Origin of the sequence: Streptomyces sp. NPDC056128, from assembly GCF_042263835.1 — a bacterium.
Classification (GTDB): domain Bacteria; phylum Actinomycetota; class Actinomycetes; order Streptomycetales; family Streptomycetaceae; genus Streptomyces.
Genome location: NZ_JBHJVQ010000003.1, coordinates 256,590 through 280,645, shown reverse-complemented (window position 1 = coordinate 280,645; position 24,056 = coordinate 256,590). Strand labels below are relative to the sequence as shown.

Genomic DNA, 24,056 nt, shown 5'->3' with positions numbered 1-24,056 from the left:
ATGGCAGCAATTGACGGTTGAGGGTGGGCCAAGGGGGATGACAGCCATGGACACGGCTGCCGACGACACGGTGACCGACGGGTCGGACGGCGCACGCACGGCACGGCCCGACGGGCCCCGGAAACGCCCCTGGGCGACCTGGCCACCCCGCCTGCCGGACGGCGCCCGGCCCTATCTGACCCCGCTCCTGCTGTACGGCGTCACCAAGCTGGTCGGCCTCGGCGTCTTCGCCGCCCTGCTGACGTACGCCGAGGACTTCCGGGAGAAGAACCCGCGCTTCGGCGGCGGCGCCCACTGGTGGGACGTCCTGGCCACCTGGGACGGCTGGTGGTACCTCCAGGTCGCCGAACACGGCTACCACCCCTCCCTGATCCGGCTCGACTCCGACGGCCTGTTCACGGTCCAGCAGAACTCGGTGGCCTTCTTCCCGCTCTACCCGGCCCTGATCCGCATGGTCTCGGAGTCCACCGGTCTCGGCCTGTACGGCTCCGGGATCCTGGTCTCCGTCGTCTCGTCGTTCATCGCGGCGGCCGGCATCTACGCGGTGATCTCGCTGCTCGCGGGCGCCCGCGCGGGCACCATCGCCGCCGGTCTGTGGGCCGTGGCCCCCGGTGCGGGCGTCGAGTGGGCCGTCTACTCCGAGTCCCTGTTCGTCGCCATCGCCGCCTGGGCCTGCTACGCCGTGATGACCCGGCGCTGGGTGGCGGCCGGGCTGCTCGCCTTCACCGCCGGCCTGAACCGCCCCACCTCCGCCGTGCTCATCGGCGCCGTGGGACTCGCCGCCCTGGTGACGCTGGCCCGCCCCGCGACCAGACGCGAGCACGGGGTGCGCGGCCCGGTGTACGCCATGCTCGTCGCCCCGCTCGGCCTGCTCGGCTACATCGCCTGGGTCGGCTGGAGCACGGGCGAGGCCACCGCGTACTTCACCCTCCAGCGCGAGGGCTGGGCCCACTTCTTCGACTACGGCGCCTACACCCTGGACGTGCTGCGCAACCTCGCGGTGGGCAAGGGCGACTACCACTTCGCCTTCTCCACCCCGGACCTGCTCTCCCTCCAGCTGGTCCTGGCACTGCCCTTCCTGATCGCCCTGATGCTGCGCAAGCGGCCCCCGCTGGTCCTGGTCGCCTACACCCTGGCGTCCATCATCACGGTCCTCGGCACCCAGCAGATGTTCGGCAACACCATGCGCTACCTGCTCCCGGCCTTCCCGCTCCTCCTGGCCCCCGCCGCCGCCCTGAGCCGCCTGAAGCTCCCGAGCCTGGCGGTCTTCTTCACCACGGCGGCCCTCGCCTCCGGCTGGTACGCGCACTACGTCATCTTCGAGCTGGGTGTGCCGTAACCACCCCCGCGCGAGAACGCCGAAGGGCGGCCACCCCACGGGGTGACCGCCCTTCGTTCAACCTGCTCGCTTACTGGTTGTACGGACCGTAGTCGTAGTCCTCCAGCGGAACGGCCTGGCCGGAGCCCGTGCCGAACGGCGAGTAGTCGATGTCGTCGTAGCCGACGGCCGAGTACATCGCGGCCTTGGCCTCCTCGGTCGGCTCGACCCGGATGTTGCGGTAACGGGACAGGCCCGTACCGGCCGGGATGAGCTTACCGATGATGACGTTCTCCTTGAGGCCGATGAGGCTGTCGGACTTGGCGTTGATCGCCGCGTCCGTCAGGACCCTCGTCGTCTCCTGGAAGGAGGCGGCCGACAGCCAGGACTCCGTCGCCAGCGAGGCCTTGGTGATACCCATCAGCTGCGGACGACCGGAGGCCGGGTGACCGCCCTCCTGGACCACACGACGGTTCTCGGTCTCGAACTTCGTGCGCTCGACCAGCTCGCCGGGCAGCAGCTCCGCGTCGCCCGACTCGATGATCGTCACGCGGCGGAGCATCTGCCGGATGATGATCTCGATGTGCTTGTCGTGGATCGACACACCCTGCGAGTTGTAGACCTTCTGGACCTCGCCGACCAGGTGGACCTGGACGGCACGCTGACCCAGGATGCGCAGCACGTCGTGCGGGTTGGTGGCACCCACGGTGAGCTTCTGGCCCACCTCGACGTGGTCGCCCTCGCCCACGAGCAGACGGGCACGCTTCGAGATCGGGAACGCCGTCTCGTCGCTGCCGTCGTCCGGGGTGACGACGATCTTCTTCGTCTTCTCGGTCTCCTCGATCCGCACGCGGCCGGAGGCCTCGGAGATCGGGGCGACACCCTTCGGGGTACGGGCCTCGAAGAGCTCGACGACACGCGGCAGACCCTGCGTGATGTCGTCACCGGCCACACCACCGGTGTGGAAGGTACGCATCGTCAGCTGGGTGCCGGGCTCACCGATGGACTGGGCGGCGATGATGCCGACCGCCTCACCGATGTCGACCAGCTTGCCGGTGGCCAGCGAACGGCCGTAGCACATGGCGCAGGTGCCGACCTGGGACTCGCAGGTCAGGATCGAACGGGTCTTGACCTCCTCGACACCGTGGGCGACCAGGGCGTCGATCAGGACGTCACCGAGGTCGACGTTGGCCGGCGCGATCACCTTGCCGTCGATGACGACGTCCTCGGCGAGCATGCGGGCGTAGACGCTGGTCTCGACGTCCTCGGCCTTGCGCAGCGTCCCGTCCGCGTCACGCGTGGCGATCGGCAGCTTGAGACCGCGCTCGGTGCCGCAGTCCTCCTCGCGAATGATGACGTCCTGGGAGACGTCGACCAGACGACGCGTGAGGTAACCCGAGTCGGCGGTACGCAGAGCGGTGTCCGCCAGACCCTTACGGGCACCGTGCGTGGAGATGAAGTACTCCAGCACGGACAGGCCCTCACGGAAGGAGGCCTTGATGGGACGCGGGATCGTCTCGTTCTTGGCGTTCGACACCAGACCGCGCATACCGGCGATCTGACGCATCTGCATCATGTTTCCGCGAGCACCCGAGTTCACCATCATGGAGACCGGGTTGGTCTTCGGGAAGTTGTCGTTCATCGCCTCGGCGACCTCGTTGGTCGCCTTGGTCCAGATCGCGATGAGCTCCTGCGTGCGCTCTTCCTTGGTGATCAGACCGCGCTCGTACTGCTTCTGGACCTTCTCGTCCTGCGCCTCGTAGCCCTTGACGATCTCCTTCTTCGCGTCGGGAACGACGATGTCGGAGATGGCGACGGTGACGCCGGAACGGGTGGCCCAGAAGAAGCCGGCCGCCTTCAGGTTGTCGAGCGTCGCCGCCACGATGACCTTCGGGTAGCGCTCGGCGAGGTCGTTGACGATCTCGGAGAGCTGCTTCTTGCCGACCTCGTAGTCGACGAACGGGTAGTCCTCGGGCAGCAGCTCGTTGAAGAGCGCACGGCCCAGCGTGGTCTTCAGGGTGAAGGTGTCACCCTGCTGCCACTCCGGCTCACCCTCCTCGCGGGCCGGCGGTTCGAAGCCGCGGGGCGGGATGGTTCCCACCGGGAAGCGGATGTCGATCTTCGCCTGAAGCGTCAGGTCCCCGGCGTCGAACGCCATGATCGCCTCGGCGGAGGAGCCGAATGCACGGCCCTCGCCCTTGGGACCACGACCCTCGGAGTCGGTGGTGAGGAAGAACAGACCGAGGACCATGTCCTGGGTCGGCATCGTCACCGGACGGCCGTCGGCCGGCTTGAGGATGTTGTTCGAGGACAGCATCAGGATGCGGGCCTCGGCCTGCGCCTCCGCGGACAGCGGCAGGTGCACGGCCATCTGGTCACCGTCGAAGTCCGCGTTGAACGCGGTGCAGACGAGCGGGTGGATCTGGATGGCCTTGCCCTCGACCAGCTGCGGCTCGAAGGCCTGGATGCCGAGGCGGTGCAGCGTGGGCGCACGGTTCAGCAGAACCGGGTGCTCCGCGATGACCTCTTCCAGCACGTCGTACACGACCGTGCGGCCGCGCTCGACCATGCGCTTGGCGCTCTTGATGTTCTGCGCGTGGTTCAGGTCCACCAGGCGCTTCATCACGAACGGCTTGAAGAGCTCCAGCGCCATGGCCTTGGGCAGACCGCACTGGTGCAGCTTCAGCTGCGGGCCGACGACGATGACGGAACGCGCCGAGTAGTCGACTCGCTTACCGAGCAGGTTCTGACGGAAGCGGCCCTGCTTGCCCTTGAGCATGTCGGACAGCGACTTCAGCGGACGGTTGCCGGGACCCGTCACCGGGCGGCCGCGGCGGCCGTTGTCGAAGAGCGCGTCGACGGCCTCCTGGAGCATGCGCTTCTCGTTGTTCACGATGATCTCGGGCGCGCCGAGGTCGAGAAGCCGCTTCAGGCGGTTGTTGCGGTTGATGACACGGCGGTACAGGTCGTTCAGGTCGGAGGTCGCGAAGCGGCCACCGTCCAGCTGCACCATCGGACGCAGGTCCGGCGGGATGACCGGCACGCAGTCCAGCACCATGCCCTTGGGGCTGTTGCTGGTCTGCAGGAACGCGGAGACGACCTTGAGGCGCTTGAGCGCACGGGTCTTCTTCTGGCCCTTGCCGGTGCGGATGATCTCGCGGAGGCGCTCGGCCTCCTCGTCGAGGTCGAAGGACTCCAGGCGCTTCTGCAGCGCGGCGGCGCCCATCGAGCCGTCGAAGTAGGTGCCGAAGCGGTCGCGCAGCTCGCGGTAGAGCAGCTCGTCGCCCTCCAGGTCCTGGACCTTGAGGTTCTTGAACCGGTTCCACACCTCGTCGAGGCGGTCGATCTCGCGCTGCGCACGGTCGCGCAGCTGCTTCATCTCACGCTCGGCACCCTCGCGCACCTTGCGGCGCACGTCGGCCTTGGCGCCCTCGGCCTCCAGCTCGGCCAGGTCGGTCTCGAGCTTCTTGGCGCGGGCCTCCAGGTCGGAGTCGCGGCGCTGCTCGATCTGCTGACGCTCGACGGAGACGTGGGCCTCCAGCGACGGCAGGTCGCGCGTACGGCGCTCCTCGTCGACGAACGTGATCATGTACGCCGCGAAGTAGATGACCTTCTCGAGGTCCTTCGGGGCGAGGTCGAGCAGGTAGCCGAGGCGCGACGGGACGCCCTTGAAGTACCAGATGTGGGTGACGGGAGCGGCCAGCTCGATGTGGCCCATCCGCTCACGGCGCACCTTGGCGCGCGTGACCTCGACGCCACAGCGCTCGCAGATGATGCCCTTGAAGCGGACGCGCTTGTACTTGCCGCAGTAGCACTCCCAGTCCCGGGTCGGACCGAAGATCTTCTCGCAGAAGAGTCCGTCCTTCTCGGGCTTGAGCGTGCGGTAGTTGATCGTCTCGGGCTTCTTGACCTCGCCGTGGCTCCACTGACGGATGTCGTCAGCGGTGGCCAGACCGATCCGGAGCTCGTCGAAGAAGTTGACGTCGAGCACTATGCGTCAATCCCTCTCAGGGTTGTAAGTCTGTGGTCTGAAACGGGGGTCGCGGGATCGGCGGGGCCTCTGCGGAAGAGGCCCCGCCTGACTCCCGTCAGACCTCTTCGACGCTGCTCGGCTCGCGCCGGGACAGGTCGATGCCAAGCTCCTCCGCGGCGCGGAAGACGTCCTCGTCGGTGTCACGCATCTCGATGGACATGCCGTCCGAGGACAGCACCTCCACGTTGAGGCACAGGGACTGCATCTCCTTGATGAGCACCTTGAAGGACTCGGGGATGCCGGGCTCAGGGATGTTCTCGCCCTTGACGATGGCCTCGTAGACCTTCACGCGGCCGGTGACGTCGTCGGACTTGATCGTCAGCAGCTCCTGGAGGGCGTACGCGGCGCCGTAAGCCTCCAGCGCCCACACCTCCATCTCACCGAAGCGCTGGCCACCGAACTGGGCCTTACCACCCAGCGGCTGCTGGGTGATCATCGAGTACGGGCCGGTCGACCGGGCGTGCAGCTTGTCGTCGACCAGGTGGTGCAGCTTGAGGATGTACATGTACCCGACCGAGATCGGGTCCGGGAACGGCTCACCGCTGCGGCCGTCGAACAGCCGCGCCTTGCCGGTCGGGAGCACCATGCGCTCGCCGTCGCGGTTCGGGATGGTGTGCTGGAGCAGGCCGGCCAGCTCGTCCTCGCGCGCACCGTCGAAGACCGGGGTGGCGACGTTGGTGCCGGGCTCGACCTTGTCGGCGCCGATGGCCTGGAGGCGCTGCGCCCACTCCTCCGCGAGGCCGGAGACGTCCCAGCCGCGGCTGGCGAGCCAGCCGAGGTGGATCTCCAGGACCTGTCCCGGGTTCATTCGGGACGGGACACCCAGCGGGTTGAGGATGATGTCGACGGGCGTGCCGTCCTCCAGGAACGGCATGTCCTCGATCGGGTTGATCTTGGAGATGACGCCCTTGTTGCCGTGCCGGCCGGCGAGCTTGTCACCGTCGGTGATCTTGCGCTTCTGCGCCACGTACACGCGCACCAGCTGGTTCACACCGGGGGGAAGCTCGTCGCCCTCCTCGCGGTCGAAGACGCGGACGCCGATGACCTTGCCGATCTCGCCGTGCGGCACCTTCAGGGAGGTGTCGCGCACCTCGCGCGCCTTCTCACCGAAGATCGCGCGGAGCAGGCGCTCCTCCGGGGTCAGCTCGGTCTCACCCTTGGGCGTGACCTTGCCGACGAGGATGTCGCCGGCGACGACCTCGGCACCGATGCGGATGATGCCGCGCTCGTCGAGGTCGGCGAGGACCTCCTCGGAGACGTTCGGGATGTCCCGGGTGATCTCCTCGGGGCCGAGCTTGGTGTCACGGGCGTCGACCTCGTGCTCCTCGATGTGGATCGAGGAGAGGACGTCGTCCTGCACGAGGCGCTGCGACAGGATGATCGCGTCCTCGTAGTTGTGACCCTCCCACGGCATGAACGCGACCAGCAGGTTCTTGCCGAGCGCCATCTCGCCGTTCTCGGTGGCCGGACCGTCGGCCAGGACCTGGCCCTCGATGATCCGGTCGCCCTCGGCGACGATGACCTTCTGGTTGACCGAGGTGCCCTGGTTGGACCGGGAGAACTTGGCCAGGCGGTACGTGATGTACGTGCCGTCGTCGTTGGTGGTGGTGATGTAGTCGGCGGAGACCTCCTGGACCACACCCGCCTTCTCGGCCTTGACCACGTCACCGGCGTCGGCGGCGGAGCGGTACTCCATGCCGGTGCCGACGAGCGGGGACTCGCTCTTGATGAGCGGCACGGCCTGGCGCATCATGTTCGCGCCCATGAGGGCACGGTTGGCGTCGTCGTGCTCCAGGAACGGGATCATCGCGGTCGCGACCGACACCATCTGGCGCGGCGAGACGTCCATGTAGTCGACGTCGTCACCGGGGACGTAGTCGACCTCGCCGCCACGACGGCGGACCAGGACGCGGGCCTCGGAGAAGCGCATGTCGTCGTTGAGCGTGGCGTTGGCCTGCGCGATGACGAAGCGGTCCTCCTCGTCGGCGGTCAGGTAGTCCACCTCGTCGGTGACCTGGCCGTCGACGACCTTGCGGTAAGGCGTCTCGATGAAGCCGAACGGGTTGATCCGGCCGTACGAGGCGAGCGAGCCGATCAGACCGATGTTCGGGCCTTCGGGCGTCTCGATCGGGCACATGCGGCCGTAGTGCGACGGGTGAACGTCACGGACCTCGAAGCCGGCCCGCTCACGGGAGAGACCACCCGGGCCGAGGGCGTTCAGACGACGCTTGTGCGTCAGCCCCGACAGCGGGTTGTTCTGGTCCATGAACTGGGACAGCTGGCTGGTGCCGAAGAACTCCTTGATGGAGGCGACGACCGGCCGGATGTTGATCAGGGTCTGCGGCGTGATCGCCTCGACGTCCTGGGTGGTCATGCGCTCGCGCACGACGCGCTCCATACGGGCGAGACCCGTACGGACCTGGTTCTGGATCAGCTCGCCGACGTTGCGGATGCGGCGGTTGCCGAAGTGGTCGATGTCGTCGGTCTCGACGACGATCTCCCGGCCCGACTCGCCGGTCGTCTCGGTCTCACCGGCGTGCAGCTTCACCAGGTACTTAATGGTGGCGATGACGTCGTCGGTGGTGAGCACGCCGGCGTCCAGCGGCTCGTCCGCGCCGAGCTTCTTGTTGACCTTGTAGCGGCCGACCTTGGCGAGGTCGTAGCGCTTCGGGTTGAAGTACAGGTTCTCCAGAAGCGTCTGCGCGGCCTCACGGGTGGGGGGCTCGCCCGGACGCAGCTTGCGGTAGATGTCGAGCAGCGCGTCGTCCTGGCCCTGGGTGTGGTCCTTCTCCAGGGTGGCGCGCATGGACTCGTACTCGCCGAACTCCTCGAGGATCTGCTCGGTGGTCCAACCGAGCGCCTTGAGCAGGACGGTGACGGACTGCTTGCGCTTGCGGTCGATGCGCACACCGACCATGTCGCGCTTGTCGATCTCCATCTCCAGCCAGGCACCCCGGGACGGGATGATCTTGGCGGAGAAGATGTCCTTGTCGGACGTCTTGTCGATGGAGGAGTCGAAGTAGACGCCGGGCGAACGGACCAGCTGCGAGACCACGACACGCTCGGTGCCGTTGATGACGAAGGTGCCCTTGTTGGTCATGAGCGGGAAGTCGCCCATGAAGACCGTCTGGGACTTGATCTCGCCGGTCTCGTTGTTGGTGAACTCGGCGGTGACGAAGAGCGGGGCCGCGTACGTGAAGTCGCGGTCCTTGCACTCGTCGATGCTGTTCTTCGGAGGCTCGAAACGGTGGTCGCGGAACGTCAGCGACATCGACCCGGAGAAGTCCTCGATCGGCGAGATCTCCTCGAAGATCTCTTCCAGACCGGACTTGGTGGGGACGTCCTGACCGGACTCCAGAGCCGACTCGACGCGAGCCTTCCACGCGTCGTTGCCGAGCAGCCAGTCGAAGCTCTCGGTTTGCAGCGCGAGAAGGTTCGGAACCTCGAGGGGCTCCTTGATCTTTGCAAAGGAGATGCGCAGCGGGGCGGTGCTGGCAGCGTTGTTCGTATTCGCGGTCGAGGCATTGCGCGAGGCGGCCAAGAGGGGGTCCTTCCGAGGGCTCGGACTCACTACGCGCGTACCGGTCCCTCTTCCGTGCACTAAGACAGGGGGTGCCTGATGTGGCTAAAGAGCCAGGTCAGACATGCTCTGGTCGTCAGTGCTCGGGCGAGGGCAGACCCCTGGTGACGGGCAGGGGGCAGCTAACAGGCAGCGCAAAGGGTCAGTGTAGCCACTTGGCACACTGATGTCCAGTGCGGTTCTCGGGGACCGTGTTCGCTCCTCGTTGTTCTCACCACCTGTGCGGCAAGGCCTCGCCCTCAACGCACCCAGATACTGCCCTCTTCGCCGTCGATCCATGCCTCGGATTCGGATCCTTGTGACGACGCCCTGAGAATTGCGCGCTGCGTGCGGTTCGTCAAGGCCCCCCTTGCCCAAACCGGTTGCCGCCAGGGGCTCTCAGGGCCCCGGCGACGGCACAACGAAGATCACCATACTCTCCGCCGTCACGCGTGCAAGGCAGCCGCCGCCGGACCCCCGGTACGCCGAAGAGCGACCACCCGGATGGATGATCGCTCTTCGGTGCTACGGCGTTACAGATCCTGACGGATCCGTGGTGCCTTCGTGGTCTTACTTGACCTCGACGGAGGCGCCGGCGCCCTTGAGGGACTCGGCGGCCTTCTCGGCGGCGTCCTTGGCGACCTTCTCGAGGACGGGCTTCGGGGCGCCGTCCACGAGGTCCTTGGCCTCCTTCAGACCCAGGGAGGTCAGCTCGCGCACGACCTTGATGACCTGGATCTTCTTGTCGCCGGCACCCGTCAGGATGACGTCGAACTCGTCCTGCTCGGCCTCGGCCTCGGCAGCGGCGCCACCAGCGGCACCACCGGCGACGACGACCGGCGCGGCAGCGGCGGCGGTGACGTCGAACTTGTCCTCGAAGGCCTTCACGAACTCGGAGAGCTCGATGAGGGTCATCTCCTCGAACTGGGCGAGCAGGTCGTCCTGGCTGAGCTTCGCCATGATGGCGGTCCTTCCACTAATTCGGCAGGTGCCGGATGTACGGGGTGAGGCGGGCGTACGTCGGCCCGCTGCGATCCGTGCCGCGCTCAGGCGGCCCGGATCAGAAAGCGAGCCGAATTACTCGGCACCGCCCTGCTCGTCCTGCTTGGCACGGAGCGCGTCCACGGTGCGGACGAGCTTCGAGGGCAGCGCCTGGAAGACGGAGGCAGCCTGGGACTGCTTCGCCTTGAAGGCACCGGCCAGCTTGGAGAGCAGAACCTCGCGGGACTCGAGGTCCGCAAGCTTCTTGATCTCGTCGGCGGACAGCGCCTTGCCGTCAAGGACACCGCCCTTGATGACGAGGTTGGGGTTGTCCTTGGCGAAGTCGCGCAGACCCTTCGCCGACTCCACCGGGTCACCGGTGATGAAGGCGACAGCCGTCGGACCATTGAAGTGGTCGTCCAGCGTCGAGATCCCGGCCTCGTTGGCCGCAATCTTGGTCAGCGTGTTCTTCACCACGGCGTACTGGGCGTTCTCACCGAGCGACCGGCGCAGCGTCTTGAGCTGCGCCACGGTGAGACCGCGGTACTCGGTCAGCACGGCGGCGTTGGAGCTGCGGAACTTGTCCGTCAGCTCGGCAACCGCGGCAGCCTTGTCGGGCGTCGCCATAGAGCCTCGGCCTCCTTCCGGGTGATTCGGACCGCGCGGACCCGAAGGAGGACTGGGGAAAACGAAACGCCCCGGCGCAGGCGCACGGGGCGTGGCTCGACCGTCGCTGACGCGCACGAGGCGCGGACTCCGGGAGCTCATCCACAGTCACCTGCGCGGGTCGTCCGCAGTTCAGCGGATCCTTCGGCCACCGTGTCCTCCAACGAGCACACGGCAACGACCAGCGGTCTTTGGCTTCTGTGGAAGCGTACGGGACCGGGGCAGTGTCAAGCAAATCCGCCCCTGCCGCCACCCCTGACGAGGGGCGGCTCAGCCCTGCTGGGACTCCTTCATCATCTCGGCCAGGTCCATGGTGTCCTTGGCCGGCGGGGCGGAGACCTTCACCGGTTCGTTGAACCCGAGGAAGGTGAAGGTCATGTCCAGCGGGCCCTTGTCGGCCTCACCGCGCATGCGGAACTGCTTGGTGTGGTCGTCGCCGTCGATCCACAGGTCCATCGTGAGCTTGTCGACGCCCATCTTCTCGTACTGCTCGAGGCTCTTCTGTCGCTTCTCCCGAGTGGCCTTGTCCTCGTCGGCGAGGGACTTCTCCAGGTCGGCGACAGTGACCGTGCCCTTGTAGTGGGTGGTCTTGACGCCGTCGACGGTCTCGGTGCCGACCTTCTCGACGTCCTCGGCTCCGGTGAGGAAGGTGGACTCGGCCGCCGGGTTCTTGTCCGCCTGGGAGGCGCTGCCCAGCTGGTCCAGCTCCTCGCCTTCGGCGCCCAGCGCGGACAGGTCGAACTTCATCCAGCTCTTGCCGTCCATCTCCTTGGCGGCCTCGGCGCCGCCGCCGATGTACATCGCCTTGTCGACGAGCCGGATCTCCGCGCTCGCGCCGGCGCCCTGGTCCAGCGCCGTCATCTTCATGCTCATCGCCAGCTCGGGCTTGAGCTGCATCTGCGCCTCGGCCTTGACCCGGCCCTCCTCGGGCGCCCGGCCGGTCATCCGGTAGCGGATGGAGTCGATGTCCTCGGTGTTCTTCGCCGCCTTGGCGACGGCCGCCGCGGGCGTCATCTCCGGGGACTCCTCGGTCCCGCCGGAACAGCCCACGGCTCCGGCGGCGAGGAGCAGCGCGGCCACGGAGGCGCCCACGGGCACACGTACGGAAGTCTTCATCGGTATCCCCCCACGGGATTCAAGGAGCACAGGTGACGCGCAGCGGACGCACAGCCGATGCACATCAGATCTCCACATCAAGGACGCGAGCGTATCCGAGATGGTTCGAACGATCTTGTGATTTCCCGCTAGCGGTCCTGCGCCGCCAGCAGTTCCTTGAAGTCGGCCGTGTCCGCGGCCGGGGGGCGCTCGGCGGAGACCTCGACGCCGTAGTCGCTGTAGTACGCGGTCTGGGTCAGCTCCCCGGTCTTCGTCCGCCCCCGCTCGACCTTCTTGACCAGCAGGTTCCGGTCGTCGACCCAGATGTCGACGGTCTGGGCGGTGGGCCCGCCGACCGTGCCGGACCAGTGGGTGGCGCGTCGGCCGCGCGTCTTCTCCTCGCCCACCCTGCGTACGTCCTTGGCGGTCAGCAGCAGCTTCACCGCCTGGTGGGGCGTGGTGTTGCGCATCTGGTCCGCGAACCCGGCGCCCGCGCCGCCGCCGAGGTCCTCCAGGTCGGCGTAGACGTACTTGATCCAGTGCCGGCCGCCGACCCGGGCGGCGAACTCGTCGCCCATGCGGGCGTAGTAGGCGTCGGCCAGGTACCGGGCCTCCATCGCGGTGGTGCCCAGCCGGCGCATCGTCTCGGCGGTGGTGCCGCCGGTGTACGTGATCATGAGGGTGCCGGTGAGGCCGTCGTGCCAGCCGAGGGCGCCGGTGGCCTCCAGGGACAGCTCGCTGCCCATCACGGTCGTGGACTCCACCCGCGCCGAACCCGCCCGTCCGGTCGCCCGCTCGACGGCGCGCAGGGCGTCGGCCGAAGGGCCGGTGAGGGCCGGGGGGTTGGCGGACGCCGATGCGGAGGACCGCGGAGCGGAGGAGGGCGGGGCGGCGGGGTCGCCGGAGGACGTGCAGGCGGTGACGCCCGCCAGCATGACCGACACCGCGACCGAGACGACCGTACGGCGTACCGTCGAACCCCTCATCCGCCCACCCCCTGTGCCCCGTGCGCCCCCTGCGCCTCGTGCGGGGGTCCCCTGCCCGCACGCTAGCCCAGGGTCGCGGGAAAAGGGACGGGCCCCGCACCTCGGAAGGTGCGGGGCCCGTGAACCGGTTGGGCGAGCCGTTGGCTCAGACCGCCGCCGGGTCCTCCTCGGTGAGGAGGTTGCGGGTGCGGTTGGAGTCGACCGGGATGCCGGGGCCGATCGTGGTGCTGATCGCGGCCTTCCTGATGTACCGGCCCTTCGCGGCGGACGGCTTGAGACGGAGGATCTCCTCCAGCGCCGCGCCGTAGTTCTCCACCAGCTTGGTGTCGTCGAACGACGTCTTGCCGATGATGAAGTGCAGGTTCGAGTGCTTGTCGACGCGGAACTCGATCTTGCCGCCCTTGATGTCGTTGACAGCCTTGGCGACGTCCGGGGTCACGGTGCCGGTCTTGGGGTTCGGCATGAGACCACGGGGACCGAGCACGCGGCCGAGGCGGCCGACCTTGCCCATGAGGTCCGGGGTGGCGACGACGGCGTCGAAGTCCAGACGGCCCTTCGACACCTCGTCGATCAGTTCGTCGGCGCCGACGATGTCGGCGCCCGCGGCACGCGCGGCCTCGGCACGGTCGCCGGTCGCGAAGACCAGGACCCGGGCGGTCTTGCCGGTGCCGTGCGGGAGGTTCACGGTGCCACGGACCATCTGGTCGGCCTTGCGCGGGTCGACACCCAGGCGGAAGGCGACCTCGACGGTGCCGTCGAACTTGCTCGTGGAGGTCTCCTTGGCGAGACGGACGGCCTCGAGCGGGGCGTAGAGCTTGTCCCGGTCGATCTTGGCGTCCGCAGCGCGGAGAGACTTGCTGCGCTTGCTCACTACTGCTCCTGTTGGCTTCTGAGGAGTCGTGGTGCGGGCCGAGCCGGCCCTGCCACTACTGCTGCTTGCTTACGGGGGTGGAGGTCAGCCCTCGACCGTGACGCCCATGGAACGAGCGGTACCGGCGATGATCTTCTCCGCCTGGTCCAGGTCGTTGGCGTTGAGGTCGGGCATCTTGGTGGTGGCGATCTCACGGACCTGGTCACGCGTGATCTTCGCGACCTTGGTCTTGTGCGGCTCGCCGGAGCCCTTCTCCACACCCGCGGCCTTGAGGATCATCTTCGCGGCCGGCGGGGTCTTGGTGATGAAGGTGAAGGATCGGTCCTCGTAGACCGTGATCTCCACCGGGATGACCCAGCCACGCTGCGACTCGGTCGCGGCGTTGTAGGCCTTGCAGAACTCCATGATGTTCACGCCGTGCTGACCCAGCGCGGGGCCGACCGGCGGAGCCGGGTTCGCGGCACCGGCCTGGATCTGGAGCTTGATGAGCCCCGTGACCTTCTTCTTCTTGGGAGGCATAGCTCTCCGGGTCCTTTCGATTCGGGTCCTGCCCGCGTTCGGGAGCTACCCGGACACAGGCATACCGCACAACGATAACGGGTATGGATGCGCGGCCAAAAACCGAGCAGGTCAGACGAGCAGCCTGCGCCCGTCCGACCTGTTCGGAAGCGTTACGTCCAGAGAAGTACCGGTGAGAGGTACTAGTTCTTCTGGATCTGGTCGAAGCTCAGCTCGACCGGGGTCTCGCGGCCGAAGATCTCGACGAGGCCCTTGACCTTCTTCGAGTCGGGGTTGATCTCGTTGATCGTGGCCTGGAGCGTGGCGAAGGGGCCGTCGGTGACGGTGACCGAGTCGCCGACCTCGAAGTCCAGGACCTGGACCTCGACCTTGCGCTGCGGCGCCGGCTTGCCCTCGGCCTCGGCGGCCTCGCGGGCGGCCTTCTCCTCGGCCTCCGGGGCGAGCATCTTGACGATCTCGTCCAGCGTCAGCGGGTACGGGTCGTAGGCGTTGCCCACGAAGCCGGTGACGCCGGGGGTGTTGCGGACGACACCCCAGGACTCGTTGGTCAGATCCATGCGGACCAGGACGTAACCCGGCAGCTTGTTCTGGCGGATCGTCTTGCGGTCGCCGTTCTTGATCTGGACGACCTCTTCCTGCGGCACCTCGGCCTGGAAGATGTAGTCCTCGACGTTCAGCGAGACGGCGCGCTGTTCGAGGTTGGTCTTCACGCGGTTCTCGTAACCGGCGTAGGTGTGGATCACGTACCACTCGCCGGGGAGGACGCGCAGTTCACGGCGGAGCGCCTCGATCGGGTCGAGCTCGGGCTCGGCCTCCACGGCCTCGTCCGCCTGCTCGGCGGTGTCGTCGGCCTCGGCCTCCGCGGTTTCGTCGCCCGCGGCCTCCACGGCCTCGTCCGCCTGCTCGGCGGTGTCGTCGGCCTCGGCCTCCGCGGTTTCGTCGCCCGCGGCCTCCGCGGTCTCGTCCTCGGCCTCTGCGGTCTCGTCCGCGTCGACGACGGCGTCGTCGGCAGCCTCGGCCTCGGCGGAGGCCTGGGTGTCCTCGTTGCCGGCGCCCTCGACGGTGCCGGGCTCGTCCTCGACGGACTCGACCGGCTCGAAGGCGTCGTTCACGTTCGGGTCAGACACGGTGGCTGCTTCTTCCTGGATACATAGGGGTGGAACACGCGAAAGGGGCGCCGGGTACCTCGGCGCCCTTCGCTCTCGACTCAGCCGAAGATGTACTTGGCGGCGTGAGAGAAGCCATAGTCAATCAGAGTCACCAGGCCGATCATGATGACCACAAAGATGATCACCACGGTGGTGTACGTCGTCAGCTGATTCCGGGTCGGCCAGACGACCTTGCGCAGTTCCGCGACGATCTGGCGGTAGAAGAGGGCGAGCCGCTTGAGGGGGCCCTTCTTGCCGCGCTTGCCGCCCTTGCGGGACTTCTTGTCCGGCGCCTCGTCCTGGGCATCAGGCATGTCGATGGAGCCCACGGCGTCCGTCACTCGTCCTCACCTGATTCCGGGTCGTGGCCGTGCCGCGCCCGGTTGGAGCCGCACGGCGGTGCATTGCTGTACGTACATGCGCACACATCCTGGCGATGGTGTGTGTAGCAGGGCCGGAGGGACTTGAACCCCCAACCGCTGGTTTTGGAGACCAGTGCTCTACCAATTGAGCTACGACCCTTTGTGTGCCCCCCAACGTACCGCATCCACTCGGATGCTTGGTGTGCACCGAATGATCGCGGGCTGCTGAAGGCCAACGAGGTGAGAGTGTACGTGCTCACGGGCCGGGCGTCGAACAGAATGGGGCGGCGAGGCGCCCCGCCAGGGGGCCTTGGCCGAAGATCGCCCAGGCGGGCGCGGGGTTCCGGACTGATGTTCTGGACCGTGCCCCGTCCTGTTCAGTCCGTGAAACCCGTGTGCCGGTGCGGTTTCCGGTCTGGAACGATGGGGTCATGAGCGCTGCAACCCCTCCCACCGAGCGCCGGGTCTCCGCCCGAGTCGGCGCGATCTCCGAGTCCGCGACCCTCGCCGTGGACGCCAAGGCCAAGGCCCTGAAGGCCGCCGGGCGTCCGGTGATCGGCTTCGGCGCCGGTGAGCCCGACTTCCCGACGCCGGACTACATCGTCGAGGCCGCCGTCGAGGCGTGCAAGAACCCGAAGTACCACCGCTACACGCCGGCCGGCGGGCTGCCCGAGCTGAAGGCCGCCATCGCCGCGAAGACGCTGCGCGACTCCGGCTACGAGGTCGACCCGTCTCAGATCCTCGTCACCAACGGCGGCAAGCAGGCCATCTACGAGGCGTTCGCCGCGATCCTCGACCCGGGCGACGAGGTCATCGTCCCGGCGCCGTACTGGACGACGTACCCGGAGTCGATCCGGCTGGCCGGGGGCGTGCCCGTCGAGGTCGTCGCCGACGAGACGACCGGCTACCGGGTGAGCGTGGAGCAGCTGGAGGCCGCGCGCACGGACAAGACCAAGGTCGTCCTCTTCGTCTCGCCGTCGAACCCGACGGGGGCCGTGTACAGCGAGGCCGAGACCGAGGCGATCGGCCAGTGGGCCGTCGAGCACGGCCTGTGGGTGCTGACCGACGAGATCTACGAGCACCTCGTCTACGGCGACGCCTTCTCCGTGTCCCTGCCGGCGCTGCTGCCCGAGCTGCGCGACAAGTGCATCGTGGTCAACGGTGTCGCGAAGACGTACGCGATGACCGGCTGGCGGGTCGGGTGGGTCATCGGCCCGAAGGACGTCGTCAAGGCCGCGACCAACCTCCAGTCGCACGCCACGTCCAACGTGTCCAACGTGGCCCAGGCGGCCGCGATCGCCGCGGTCTCCGGCGACCTGGACGCCGTGGCGAAGATGCGGGAGGCCTTCGACCGGCGCCGCCAGACCATCGTGCGGATGCTCAACGACATCGACGGCGTGGTGTGCCCGGAGCCCAAGGGCGCGTTCTACGCCTACCCGTCGGTGAAGGCCCTGGTCGGCAAGGAGATCCGCGGCAAGCGTCCGCAGGACACGGTCGAGCTGGCCGCGCTGATCCTGGAGGAGGCCGAGGTCGCGGTGGTGCCGGGTGAGGCGTTCGGTACGCCCGGGTACCTGCGGCTGTCGTACGCGCTCGGCGACGAGGACCTCGTCGAGGGCGTGAGCCGGATCCAGAAGCTGCTGGCGGAGGCCCGGGACTGACCCCGACCCGCTGCCGCGACAGAGCACTCCGGAACGTTCCGGGGTGCTCTGTTTGTTTGTGCGAGCAAGACCACGTACGGGGAAAGTGCTGTCGGGCCGGGCGTGTCGTGCGGCAGGATCGCGGAATGGAGCGTGTACGTGATGTCTCTGAACTGCCGAAGGCCCATCTCCACCTGCACTTCACCGGGTCGATGCGGCCCGCGACCCTGCTGGAACTGGCCGACAAGCACGGTGTACGACTGCCCGAGACGCTGACCGAGGCGCTGGGCCGCGGTGAGTCGCCCAAGCTGCGGGCGACGGACGAGCGGGGCTGGTTCCGCTTCCAGCGGCTGTACGACGCGGCGCGGTCGTGTCTGCAGGAGCCGGAGGACATCCAGCGGCTGGTGCGGGAGGCCGCGGAGGAGGATGTGCGGGACGGGTCGGGGTGGCTGGAGATCCAGGTGGACCCGACGTCGTACGCGCCGCGGCTGGGCGGGCTGATCCCGGCGCTGGAGATCATCCTGGACGCGGTGGAGACGACCGTGCGGGACACCGGTATCGGGATGCGGGTGCTGGTGGCCGCGAACCGGATGAAGCACCCACTGGACGCGCGGACGCTGGCCCGGCTGGCGGTGCGGTACGCGGACAAGGGCGTGGTCGGGTTCGGCCTGTCCAACGACGAACGGCGGGGCATGGCCCGCGACTTCGACCGGGCGTTCGCGATCGCGCGCGAAGGCGGGCTGCTGTCGGCGCCGCACGGCGGTGAGCTGACCGGGCCGGCTTCGGTGCGGGACTGCCTGGACGACCTGGACGCGGACCGGATCGGGCACGGGGTACGGGCGGCGGAGGACCCGCGGCTGCTGAAGCGGCTCGCCGACCGGCAGGTGACGTGCGAGGTGTGTCCGGCGTCGAACGTCGCCCTGGGCGTGTACGAGAAGCCGGAGGACGTGCCGCTGCGGAGGCTGTTCGAGGCGGGGGTGCCGATGGCCCTGGGCGCGGACGACCCGCTGCTGTTCGGGGCGCGGCTGGCGGCCCAGTACGAGTTCGCCCGCGAGCACCACGGGTTCACGGACCCGGAACTGGCGGAACTGGCACGGCAGTCGGTACGGGGGTCGGCGGCGCCGGAGGACGTGAAGGAGAAGCTGCTGGCTGGGGTGGACGGGTGGCTGGCGGCGGGGTAGTGGGGGTGCGCGTGGCGCGGTCGGTTCGGTGGTGGGCCGCAGTCCCGCGTAACCGCGGGCAGCTTGCCCCGCAACCGCGGGCAGATGTGCCGCCTGGGGCGGCACGGGTGGGCGCGGCGGCACCCGGCAAGCGCCGGGCCGCGTAACGCACCCCGGGCCCGCAGCCACGCCGGGTGCCCCCGTCACGCCGGACCGCGTCACCCACCCCCTTGCCCGCGCCGGGCGACCGTTACAGCCGCACGCCCACCGTCACCGGCTCGTTGACCAGCGTGACGCCGAACGCGTCGTGGACCCCGGCGACGACCTCGCGGGCCAGCGCCAGCAGGTCCTCCGTGGTGGCCTCGCCGCGGTTGGTCAGCGCCAGCGTGTGCTTCGTGGAGATGCGGGCGGGGCCCGTGCCGTACCCCTTGGTGAAGCCGGCTTTGTCGATCAGCCAGGCCGCCGAGGTCTTGATGAGGCCGTCCCCCGCCGGGAAGGCGGGCGGCTCCACCGACTCCCCGAGCCGCTCGGACACGCGCGAGCGGAACGCGGTGAACTCCTCGTCCGTGAGGATCGGGTTGGTGAAGAACGACCCGGCCGACCATGTGTCGTGGTCGTCGGGGTTCAGCACCATGCCCTTCCCCGCGCGCAGCTTCAGCACGGTGTCGCGGGCGGCGGTCAGCCGGACCCGGTCACCCGCCTCGACGCCGAGCGCACGGGCCGTCTCGGCGTAGCGGAGGGGCGCGGAGAATCCGCGCGCGTCCTCCAGCCGGAAACGGACGCGCAGCACGACATACCGCTCGGGTTCGGCCTTGAAGCGGCTGTTGCGGTAGGAGAAGTCGCAGGCCGCGTTGGAGAGGGTGACCGTCTCCCTGTTCCTGCGGTCGTACGCCGTCACCTCGGTGATCGTGGAGCTGACCTCCTGGCCGTACGCGCCGACGTTCTGGATGGGCGTCGCGCCCGCCGAGCCGGGGATGCCGGCCAGGCACTCGACGCCGGCCAGTCCGGCCTCGACGGTGCGGGCGACGGCGTCGGACCAGATCTCGCCGGCCGCCAGCTCCAGCGTCGTGCCGTCGAGGGTGAGGCCGCGGGTGGCGATGTGCACGGCGGTGCCGTCGAAGCCCTTGTCGCCGATGACCAGGTTGGATCCGCCGCCGATGAGCAGCAGGGGTGTGCCGGTGTCGTCGGCGTCGCGGACGGCGGCGATCACCTCGGCGTCGGTCGTGGCCGTGATCAGCCGGGTCGCCGGTCCGCCGAGGCGGAAGGTGGTCAGCGGGGCGAGGGGGGCGTCCTGGATTTCCTGCACGCGCTCAAGACTACGAGACGGCACCGACAGCCCCGGGCAGCGGGAACGCCCCGACCGTCCGGCCGGGGCGTTCCCTCCTTCACCGCAGGTGTCCTTCAGCGCAGGCGCTGTCGTACTTCGGCCCAGCTGACCGGCAGCTCGTCGCTCGACGCCGGCCAGGAGGCGAACTTCGCGTCCCGCATCTGCCCGGAGAGCCCGCGGGAGGCCGGGGCATGGGTGCCGGAGCGGGCGAAGTCCTTGAGCGCCTCGGGCGACTCCCAGGCGGACAGCGTCCAGAACGTCCGCTTGAAGGGCTCCGCCTTCAGGGAGGCGCCGTACGCACCTCGCGCGCCCCTCACCTGCTGCCACACGCCCGGCGTGCGCGCCAGGAACTTCAGCGCTCCCCACAGCGTGCGGGTCTCGAAACGGGAGGCGAAGACGTGGACCTCGGTGGCCTGCGGCGGCCGGTTCGGCACGGTCCAGGGAAGGGTGGGCATGTCGGGCTCTCCTCTCGTGTCTGACGTTCGATGCGGTCAGCGGGTGGTGGGCGTGGCCGGTTCCGGGGTCGGGGCGGCCGTCGGGGCCGAGGGGGACTTCGGCGTGTCCGTGGGATGACGGTCGCGGCCGCCAGGGATCAGCAGGGCCGCCACGCCTCCGAGGGCCACCACCGCCGCGCCGACCGCGACCGCGGGCCGCAGTCCGTCGACGAAGATCTGGGGGGACTCGTAGCCGCCCTGCGCCGCGAAGATCGAGGACATGACCGCGATGCCGAGCGCGCCGCCGACCTCGCGCAGGGCGTTGTTGGCGCCGGAGGCGATGCCCTGTTCCTTGTTCGTGACGCTGGACATCACCAGGGCGGAGGCGGGAGCGAAGTACAGGGCCATGCCGATTCCGCTGATGATCAGACCGGGCAGCTGGGCCCCGTAGGTGGCGTCGGCCGTGATCACCCAGGCGAGGTAGCCGAGGCCGGCCGCCTGGAGGAAGAGTCCCGCGGCGACGACCGGGCGCCCTCCGATGCGGTCCGAGAGGATGCCGGCGATGGGCGCGACCAGCATCGGCATGCCGGTCCAGGGCAGCATGCGCAGCCCCGCCTCGGTGGGCGAGTAGCCGAGCACGCCCTGCATGTACTGGCTGAGCAGGAAGATCGAGCCGAACATCCCGAGGAACATCAGCAGGCTCGCCGCGTTGATCCCGGCGAAGGCCCGGGAGCGGAAGAGGCGCATGGGGAGCATGGGGTTCCTGGCGCGGGTGCTGTAGAGGACGAAGCCGGCGAGCAGCGCCGCCCCCGCGAACAGGGCCATCAGCACCACGGAGCCGCTCCAGCCGTCGACGGGGCCGCGGACCAGGCCGTAGACGATGCCGAAGAGTCCGCCGCTGGCGAGCAGGGTGCCGGGGATGTCGAGCCGGGCGCCGGTGCCGTACGACTCGGCGAGGCGGAGGCGGGCGAGCGGCAGCAGGGCCAGACCCAGCGGAACGTTCAGCCAGAAGATCCACTGCCAGGAGATGTGCTCGGTGAGGGTGCCGCCGACCAGCGGACCCGAGGCCACGGCCAGCCCGTTGACGGCACCCCAGATGCCGTACGCCATCCCGCGGCGTTCGGCGGGGACGGCGGCCGTCAGCAGGGTCAGGGTGAGCGGCATCATGATCGCCGCGCCGACGCCCTGGACCGCGCGGGCGGCGATGAGCGAGTCGATGCCGGGTGCCATGGCCGCGGCGGCGGAGGCGACGGTGAAGACGGTCAGGCCGACGATGAAGAGTTTGCGGCGGCCGAAGCGGTCGCCGAGTGCCGCGCCGAACATCAGGAGGACGGCGAAGGTGAGCGTATACGCGCTCACGGTCCATTCCAGGTCGTGCAGCGCCCCGCCCAGGTCCTCGCGGATGGAGGGCAGGGCGGTGGTGACGACGAGGTTGTCGAGGGCGGCCATGAACCCGGCGACGCTGGTGATGACGAGGGCCCACACGGCTCCCCCGCCGCGCGCGCTCCGACCTGTGCTGTGCTGTGACATCTCTCCCCCAGAGGGTGTGCACCGCTTGCGGTTGCGTTGGTGGTTAGTAATTGATGACTAACTTGTCCGGGCATACGAGAGCGCCGATTCCGCCCTCGCGCCCGCTACGCGCTTTCCTGGCTCCGGTCTTTCTGGCTCGGCTTGGCCCGCGACGAGATGTAGAGGCCTTCCCAGATCCGGTGACCCGGCGGAAAGCCCATGCCGGCCAGGGTGTTGACGAGCATGCCGTACGCCATGAAGGTCGTCGTCTCGCCGACGTCGCCCCCCAGGGGCACGTGCACGGTGTCCCAGAGTTCCAGCCAGCCCCTGCGCACCATCTCGCCGAACTCGTGGTCCCCGGACGCCTCGGCCGCGGCGACCGTGACGTAGACCTGCAACTGCATCTGCAGCTTCTCGGGGTGATCGGCGATCAGCTGCGTGTAGGCCTCGGCCATGGAGTGCAGGGCCTCTTCGCCGTGCAGCCCCTCGGACGCCGTCTCGAACACCTCGTGCGTGTCCTGGAGGCAGCGTTCCGCCACCGCGAGGAAGATCGCCCTCTTGCCCGGGAAGAGCCGGAAGAGGTACGGCTGGGAGACCCCCACCCGCTTGGCGATGGCCTCCGTGGAGGTGCCGTAGTAGCCACCCCGGGCGAACTCGGTCGTCGCCGCGCGGATGACGCTCTCGCGTCGCTCCTCTGCGCTCATCCTGACCATGCGCAGTAAGTTAGTACTCAATCACTAACTACGTCAAGGGCGTAAGGGGCGTCCTCTATGGAGAACGCCCCTTACCGCACCGCTCAGGCCAGGCGGACGACCGCCCGGGACATGCCGAGGACCTTCTGGCCGCCGCTGGTGGCCGTGAGGTCGACGCGGACGGTGTTGTCGTCGAGCTTGGCCGCGACCTTCCCGCTGACCTCGATCACGGCACCCTGGCCGTCGTTCGGGACGACGACGGGCCGCGTGAAGCGGACGCCGTACTCCACGACCGCGCCCGGGTCGCCGACCCAGTCGGTGACCACGCGGATCGCCTCGGCCATGGTGAACATGCCGTGCGCGATGACGTCCGGCAGGCCGACGTCCTTGGCGAACTTCTCGTTCCAGTGGATCGGGTTGAAGTCGCCGGAGGCGCCCGCGTACTGGACGAGCTTGGCGCGGTCCACGGGGAAGGACTGCGCGGGCAGTTCGGTGCCGACCTCGACGTCGCCGTACGCGATCCTGGCGGCGGGAGCGGCCGGAGGCGTCATGGTGGGGTCCGTCATGTGGGGGTCCGTCACGGTGCTCACGCCTCCTCGGCCGCGCGGGCCACGAGCTTGGTCCAGGCGGTGACGACGTGCTCGCCGAGCTCGTCGTGGACCTCGCCGCGGATGTCCAGGACGTCGTTGCCGGCCAGCGACTTGATCGCCTCGATGGTCGAGGTGACGGTGAGCCGGTCACCGGCCCGCACCGGGCGGACGTAGGCGAACTTCTGGTCGCCGTGCACCACCCGGCTGTAGTCGAGGCCCAGCTGCGGGTCCTCGACGACCTGCCTGGCCGCCTTGAACGTGATCGAGAACACGAAGGTCGGCGGGGCGATCACGTCCGGGTGACCGAGCGACTTCGCGGCCTCCGTGTCCGTGTACGCCGGGTTGGCGTCACCCACGGCCTCCGCGAACTCGCGGATCTTCTCCCGGCCCACCTCGTAGGGCGCGGTAGGCGGATAGGTCCGCCCCACGAACGACTGGTCGAGCGCCATGGGCTCGCTCCTCCTGCTGTTTTGCTCTGCTCTGCTCTGCTGTGCGGTGGGCGCCGCGCTGGGCACCACTGACCCAAACGACGCGAGGCCGCCCCCAGGTATCGGGGACGGCCTCGTGTACGAGCCTTGTTATCGCGTTTCGCGGTGCGCGGTGTGCGCGTTGCAACGCGGGCAGTGCTTCTTCATCTCCAGTCGGTCCGGGTTGTTGCGCCGGTTCTTCTTGGTGATGTAGTTCCGCTCCTTGCACTCCACGCAGGCCAGCGTGATCTTCGGGCGGACGTCGGTGGCAGCCACGTGAGTGCTCCTTGACGGACGGGTTGATGATATTAACGCAGGAAAGAGTAGCCGATTGAAGGACCGACCCCGCAATCGGCTACTGAGAGTAGCGGTGACCGGACTTGAACCGGTGACACAGCGATTATGAGCCGCTTGCTCTACCGACTGAGCTACACCGCTGTGATGCGATCGGGCCCCGCCTCGCGACGGGAACCTCTCACACCAGAGCCCCAAAACGGAATCGAACCGTTGACCTTCTCCTTACCATGGAGACGCTCTGCCGACTGAGCTATTGGGGCGAGCGATGAAGACATTACACGGTCGCCCGCCGTTCGCCCAAATCCGTTTCGTCGCCCCTGACCCGTCCCGTACCCACCGCTCCGGAGGGCCGGACCGCGCCGGTACGACTATTGCGCTCCTCCGCGCCACGGGCTGATCACCGTC

At 68.5% G+C, this 24,056-nt stretch carries 20 protein-coding genes and 3 tRNA genes; 3 read left to right on the top strand and 20 right to left on the bottom strand.

From position 1 onward, the window contains the following. Positions 1–46: 46 nt before the first annotated feature. A complete protein-coding gene (locus ACFC1X_RS09375) occupies positions 47–1,339 on the top strand; it encodes a hypothetical protein (RefSeq protein WP_376350359.1) in 1,293 nt (430 codons plus the stop codon). Positions 1,340–1,409: 70 nt separating this feature from the next. On the opposite strand, the gene ACFC1X_RS09370 is transcribed toward ACFC1X_RS09375, so the two are convergent. The 11 genes from ACFC1X_RS09370 to ACFC1X_RS09320 all read right to left on the bottom strand — a co-directional run bounded on the left by ACFC1X_RS09370 (position 1,410) and on the right by ACFC1X_RS09320 (position 15,698). Next, positions 1,410–5,309, bottom strand: coding sequence for a DNA-directed RNA polymerase subunit beta' (locus tag ACFC1X_RS09370; RefSeq protein WP_114533305.1), 3,900 nt, complete (start codon positions 5,307–5,309; stop codon positions 1,410–1,412). Between the two features lie 97 nt (positions 5,310–5,406). After that, on the bottom strand, positions 5,407–8,892 hold the full coding sequence (gene rpoB / locus ACFC1X_RS09365) for a DNA-directed RNA polymerase subunit beta (protein WP_234957952.1): 3,486 nt from the start codon (positions 8,890–8,892) through the stop codon (positions 5,407–5,409). A 588-nt stretch (positions 8,893–9,480) separates the two neighbouring features. Then, positions 9,481–9,870 carry a 50S ribosomal protein L7/L12 gene (gene rplL / locus ACFC1X_RS09360; RefSeq protein ID WP_376350355.1) on the bottom strand — a complete coding sequence of 130 codons (390 nt, stop codon included), beginning with the start codon at positions 9,868–9,870 and terminating at the stop codon, positions 9,481–9,483. 117 nt (positions 9,871–9,987) lie between these two features. Further along, positions 9,988–10,518: a 50S ribosomal protein L10 gene (gene rplJ, locus ACFC1X_RS09355; RefSeq protein WP_064729329.1), complete on the bottom strand. Its 531-nt coding sequence runs from the start codon at positions 10,516–10,518 to the stop codon at positions 9,988–9,990. A gap of 309 nt (positions 10,519–10,827) precedes the next feature. Then, entirely contained in the window at positions 10,828–11,673 is an 846-nt protein-coding gene (locus tag ACFC1X_RS09350; RefSeq protein ID WP_376350352.1) for a DUF1396 domain-containing protein, read from the bottom strand. A 128-nt stretch (positions 11,674–11,801) separates the two neighbouring features. Continuing rightward, entirely contained in the window at positions 11,802–12,638 is an 837-nt protein-coding gene (locus tag ACFC1X_RS09345) for a hypothetical protein (RefSeq protein WP_376350349.1), read from the bottom strand. Positions 12,639–12,783: 145 nt separating this feature from the next. Next, positions 12,784–13,509 carry a 50S ribosomal protein L1 gene (gene rplA / locus ACFC1X_RS09340; RefSeq protein ID WP_376350346.1) on the bottom strand — a complete coding sequence of 242 codons (726 nt, stop codon included), beginning with the start codon at positions 13,507–13,509 and terminating at the stop codon, positions 12,784–12,786. 84 nt (positions 13,510–13,593) lie between these two features. Then, positions 13,594–14,028 (bottom strand): 50S ribosomal protein L11, encoded by a 435-nt coding sequence (gene rplK / locus ACFC1X_RS09335; protein ID WP_003974315.1) that lies wholly within the window; start codon positions 14,026–14,028, stop codon positions 13,594–13,596. A 182-nt stretch (positions 14,029–14,210) separates the two neighbouring features. Beyond that, entirely contained in the window at positions 14,211–15,155 is a 945-nt protein-coding gene (nusG, locus tag ACFC1X_RS09330) for a transcription termination/antitermination protein NusG (RefSeq protein WP_376350342.1), read from the bottom strand. A gap of 80 nt (positions 15,156–15,235) precedes the next feature. After that, a complete protein-coding gene (gene secE, locus ACFC1X_RS09325) occupies positions 15,236–15,517 on the bottom strand; it encodes a preprotein translocase subunit SecE (RefSeq protein ID WP_376350339.1) in 282 nt (93 codons plus the stop codon). Between the two features lie 108 nt (positions 15,518–15,625). Continuing rightward, positions 15,626–15,698 (bottom strand) — tRNA-Trp (locus ACFC1X_RS09320). 271 nt (positions 15,699–15,969) lie between these two features. Here ACFC1X_RS09320 and ACFC1X_RS09315 point away from each other — a divergent pair. Then, positions 15,970–17,196, top strand: coding sequence for a pyridoxal phosphate-dependent aminotransferase (locus ACFC1X_RS09315; protein ID WP_234957957.1), 1,227 nt, complete (start codon positions 15,970–15,972; stop codon positions 17,194–17,196). A gap of 125 nt (positions 17,197–17,321) precedes the next feature. After that, on the top strand, positions 17,322–18,356 hold the full coding sequence (locus tag ACFC1X_RS09310; protein WP_376350336.1) for an adenosine deaminase: 1,035 nt from the start codon (positions 17,322–17,324) through the stop codon (positions 18,354–18,356). A gap of 229 nt (positions 18,357–18,585) precedes the next feature. Here the strand turns inward: ACFC1X_RS09310 and ACFC1X_RS09305 are convergent, their stop codons facing one another. From ACFC1X_RS09305 to ACFC1X_RS09265, 9 genes are all read right to left on the bottom strand, one after another. Further along, positions 18,586–19,641, bottom strand: a complete 1,056-nt coding sequence (locus tag ACFC1X_RS09305) for a UDP-N-acetylmuramate dehydrogenase (RefSeq protein ID WP_376350333.1) — start codon at positions 19,639–19,641, stop codon at positions 18,586–18,588. A 95-nt stretch (positions 19,642–19,736) separates the two neighbouring features. Then, positions 19,737–20,117, bottom strand: a complete 381-nt coding sequence (locus ACFC1X_RS09300; protein ID WP_376350330.1) for a DUF3291 domain-containing protein — start codon at positions 20,115–20,117, stop codon at positions 19,737–19,739. Positions 20,118–20,153: 36 nt separating this feature from the next. Then, a complete protein-coding gene (locus ACFC1X_RS09295) occupies positions 20,154–21,626 on the bottom strand; it encodes an MFS transporter (RefSeq protein WP_376350327.1) in 1,473 nt (490 codons plus the stop codon). Between the two features lie 104 nt (positions 21,627–21,730). Then, positions 21,731–22,318, bottom strand: a complete 588-nt coding sequence (locus ACFC1X_RS09290; protein ID WP_376350324.1) for a TetR/AcrR family transcriptional regulator — start codon at positions 22,316–22,318, stop codon at positions 21,731–21,733. A gap of 83 nt (positions 22,319–22,401) precedes the next feature. Next, entirely contained in the window at positions 22,402–22,848 is a 447-nt protein-coding gene (locus tag ACFC1X_RS09285) for a MaoC family dehydratase (RefSeq protein WP_376351018.1), read from the bottom strand. A gap of 35 nt (positions 22,849–22,883) precedes the next feature. Further along, positions 22,884–23,336, bottom strand: a complete 453-nt coding sequence (locus ACFC1X_RS09280; protein ID WP_122615726.1) for a MaoC family dehydratase N-terminal domain-containing protein — start codon at positions 23,334–23,336, stop codon at positions 22,884–22,886. A gap of 129 nt (positions 23,337–23,465) precedes the next feature. Continuing rightward, the gene (gene rpmG, locus ACFC1X_RS09275) at positions 23,466–23,630 is read right to left on the bottom strand and encodes a 50S ribosomal protein L33 (RefSeq protein WP_003948671.1); all 165 of its coding nucleotides are present in this window, start codon (positions 23,628–23,630) and stop codon (positions 23,466–23,468) included. 89 nt (positions 23,631–23,719) lie between these two features. Next, positions 23,720–23,792: transfer RNA gene (locus tag ACFC1X_RS09270), tRNA-Met, on the bottom strand. A 46-nt stretch (positions 23,793–23,838) separates the two neighbouring features. Further along, a tRNA-Thr gene (locus ACFC1X_RS09265) sits at positions 23,839–23,911 on the bottom strand. Positions 23,912–24,056 lie beyond the last annotated feature (145 nt).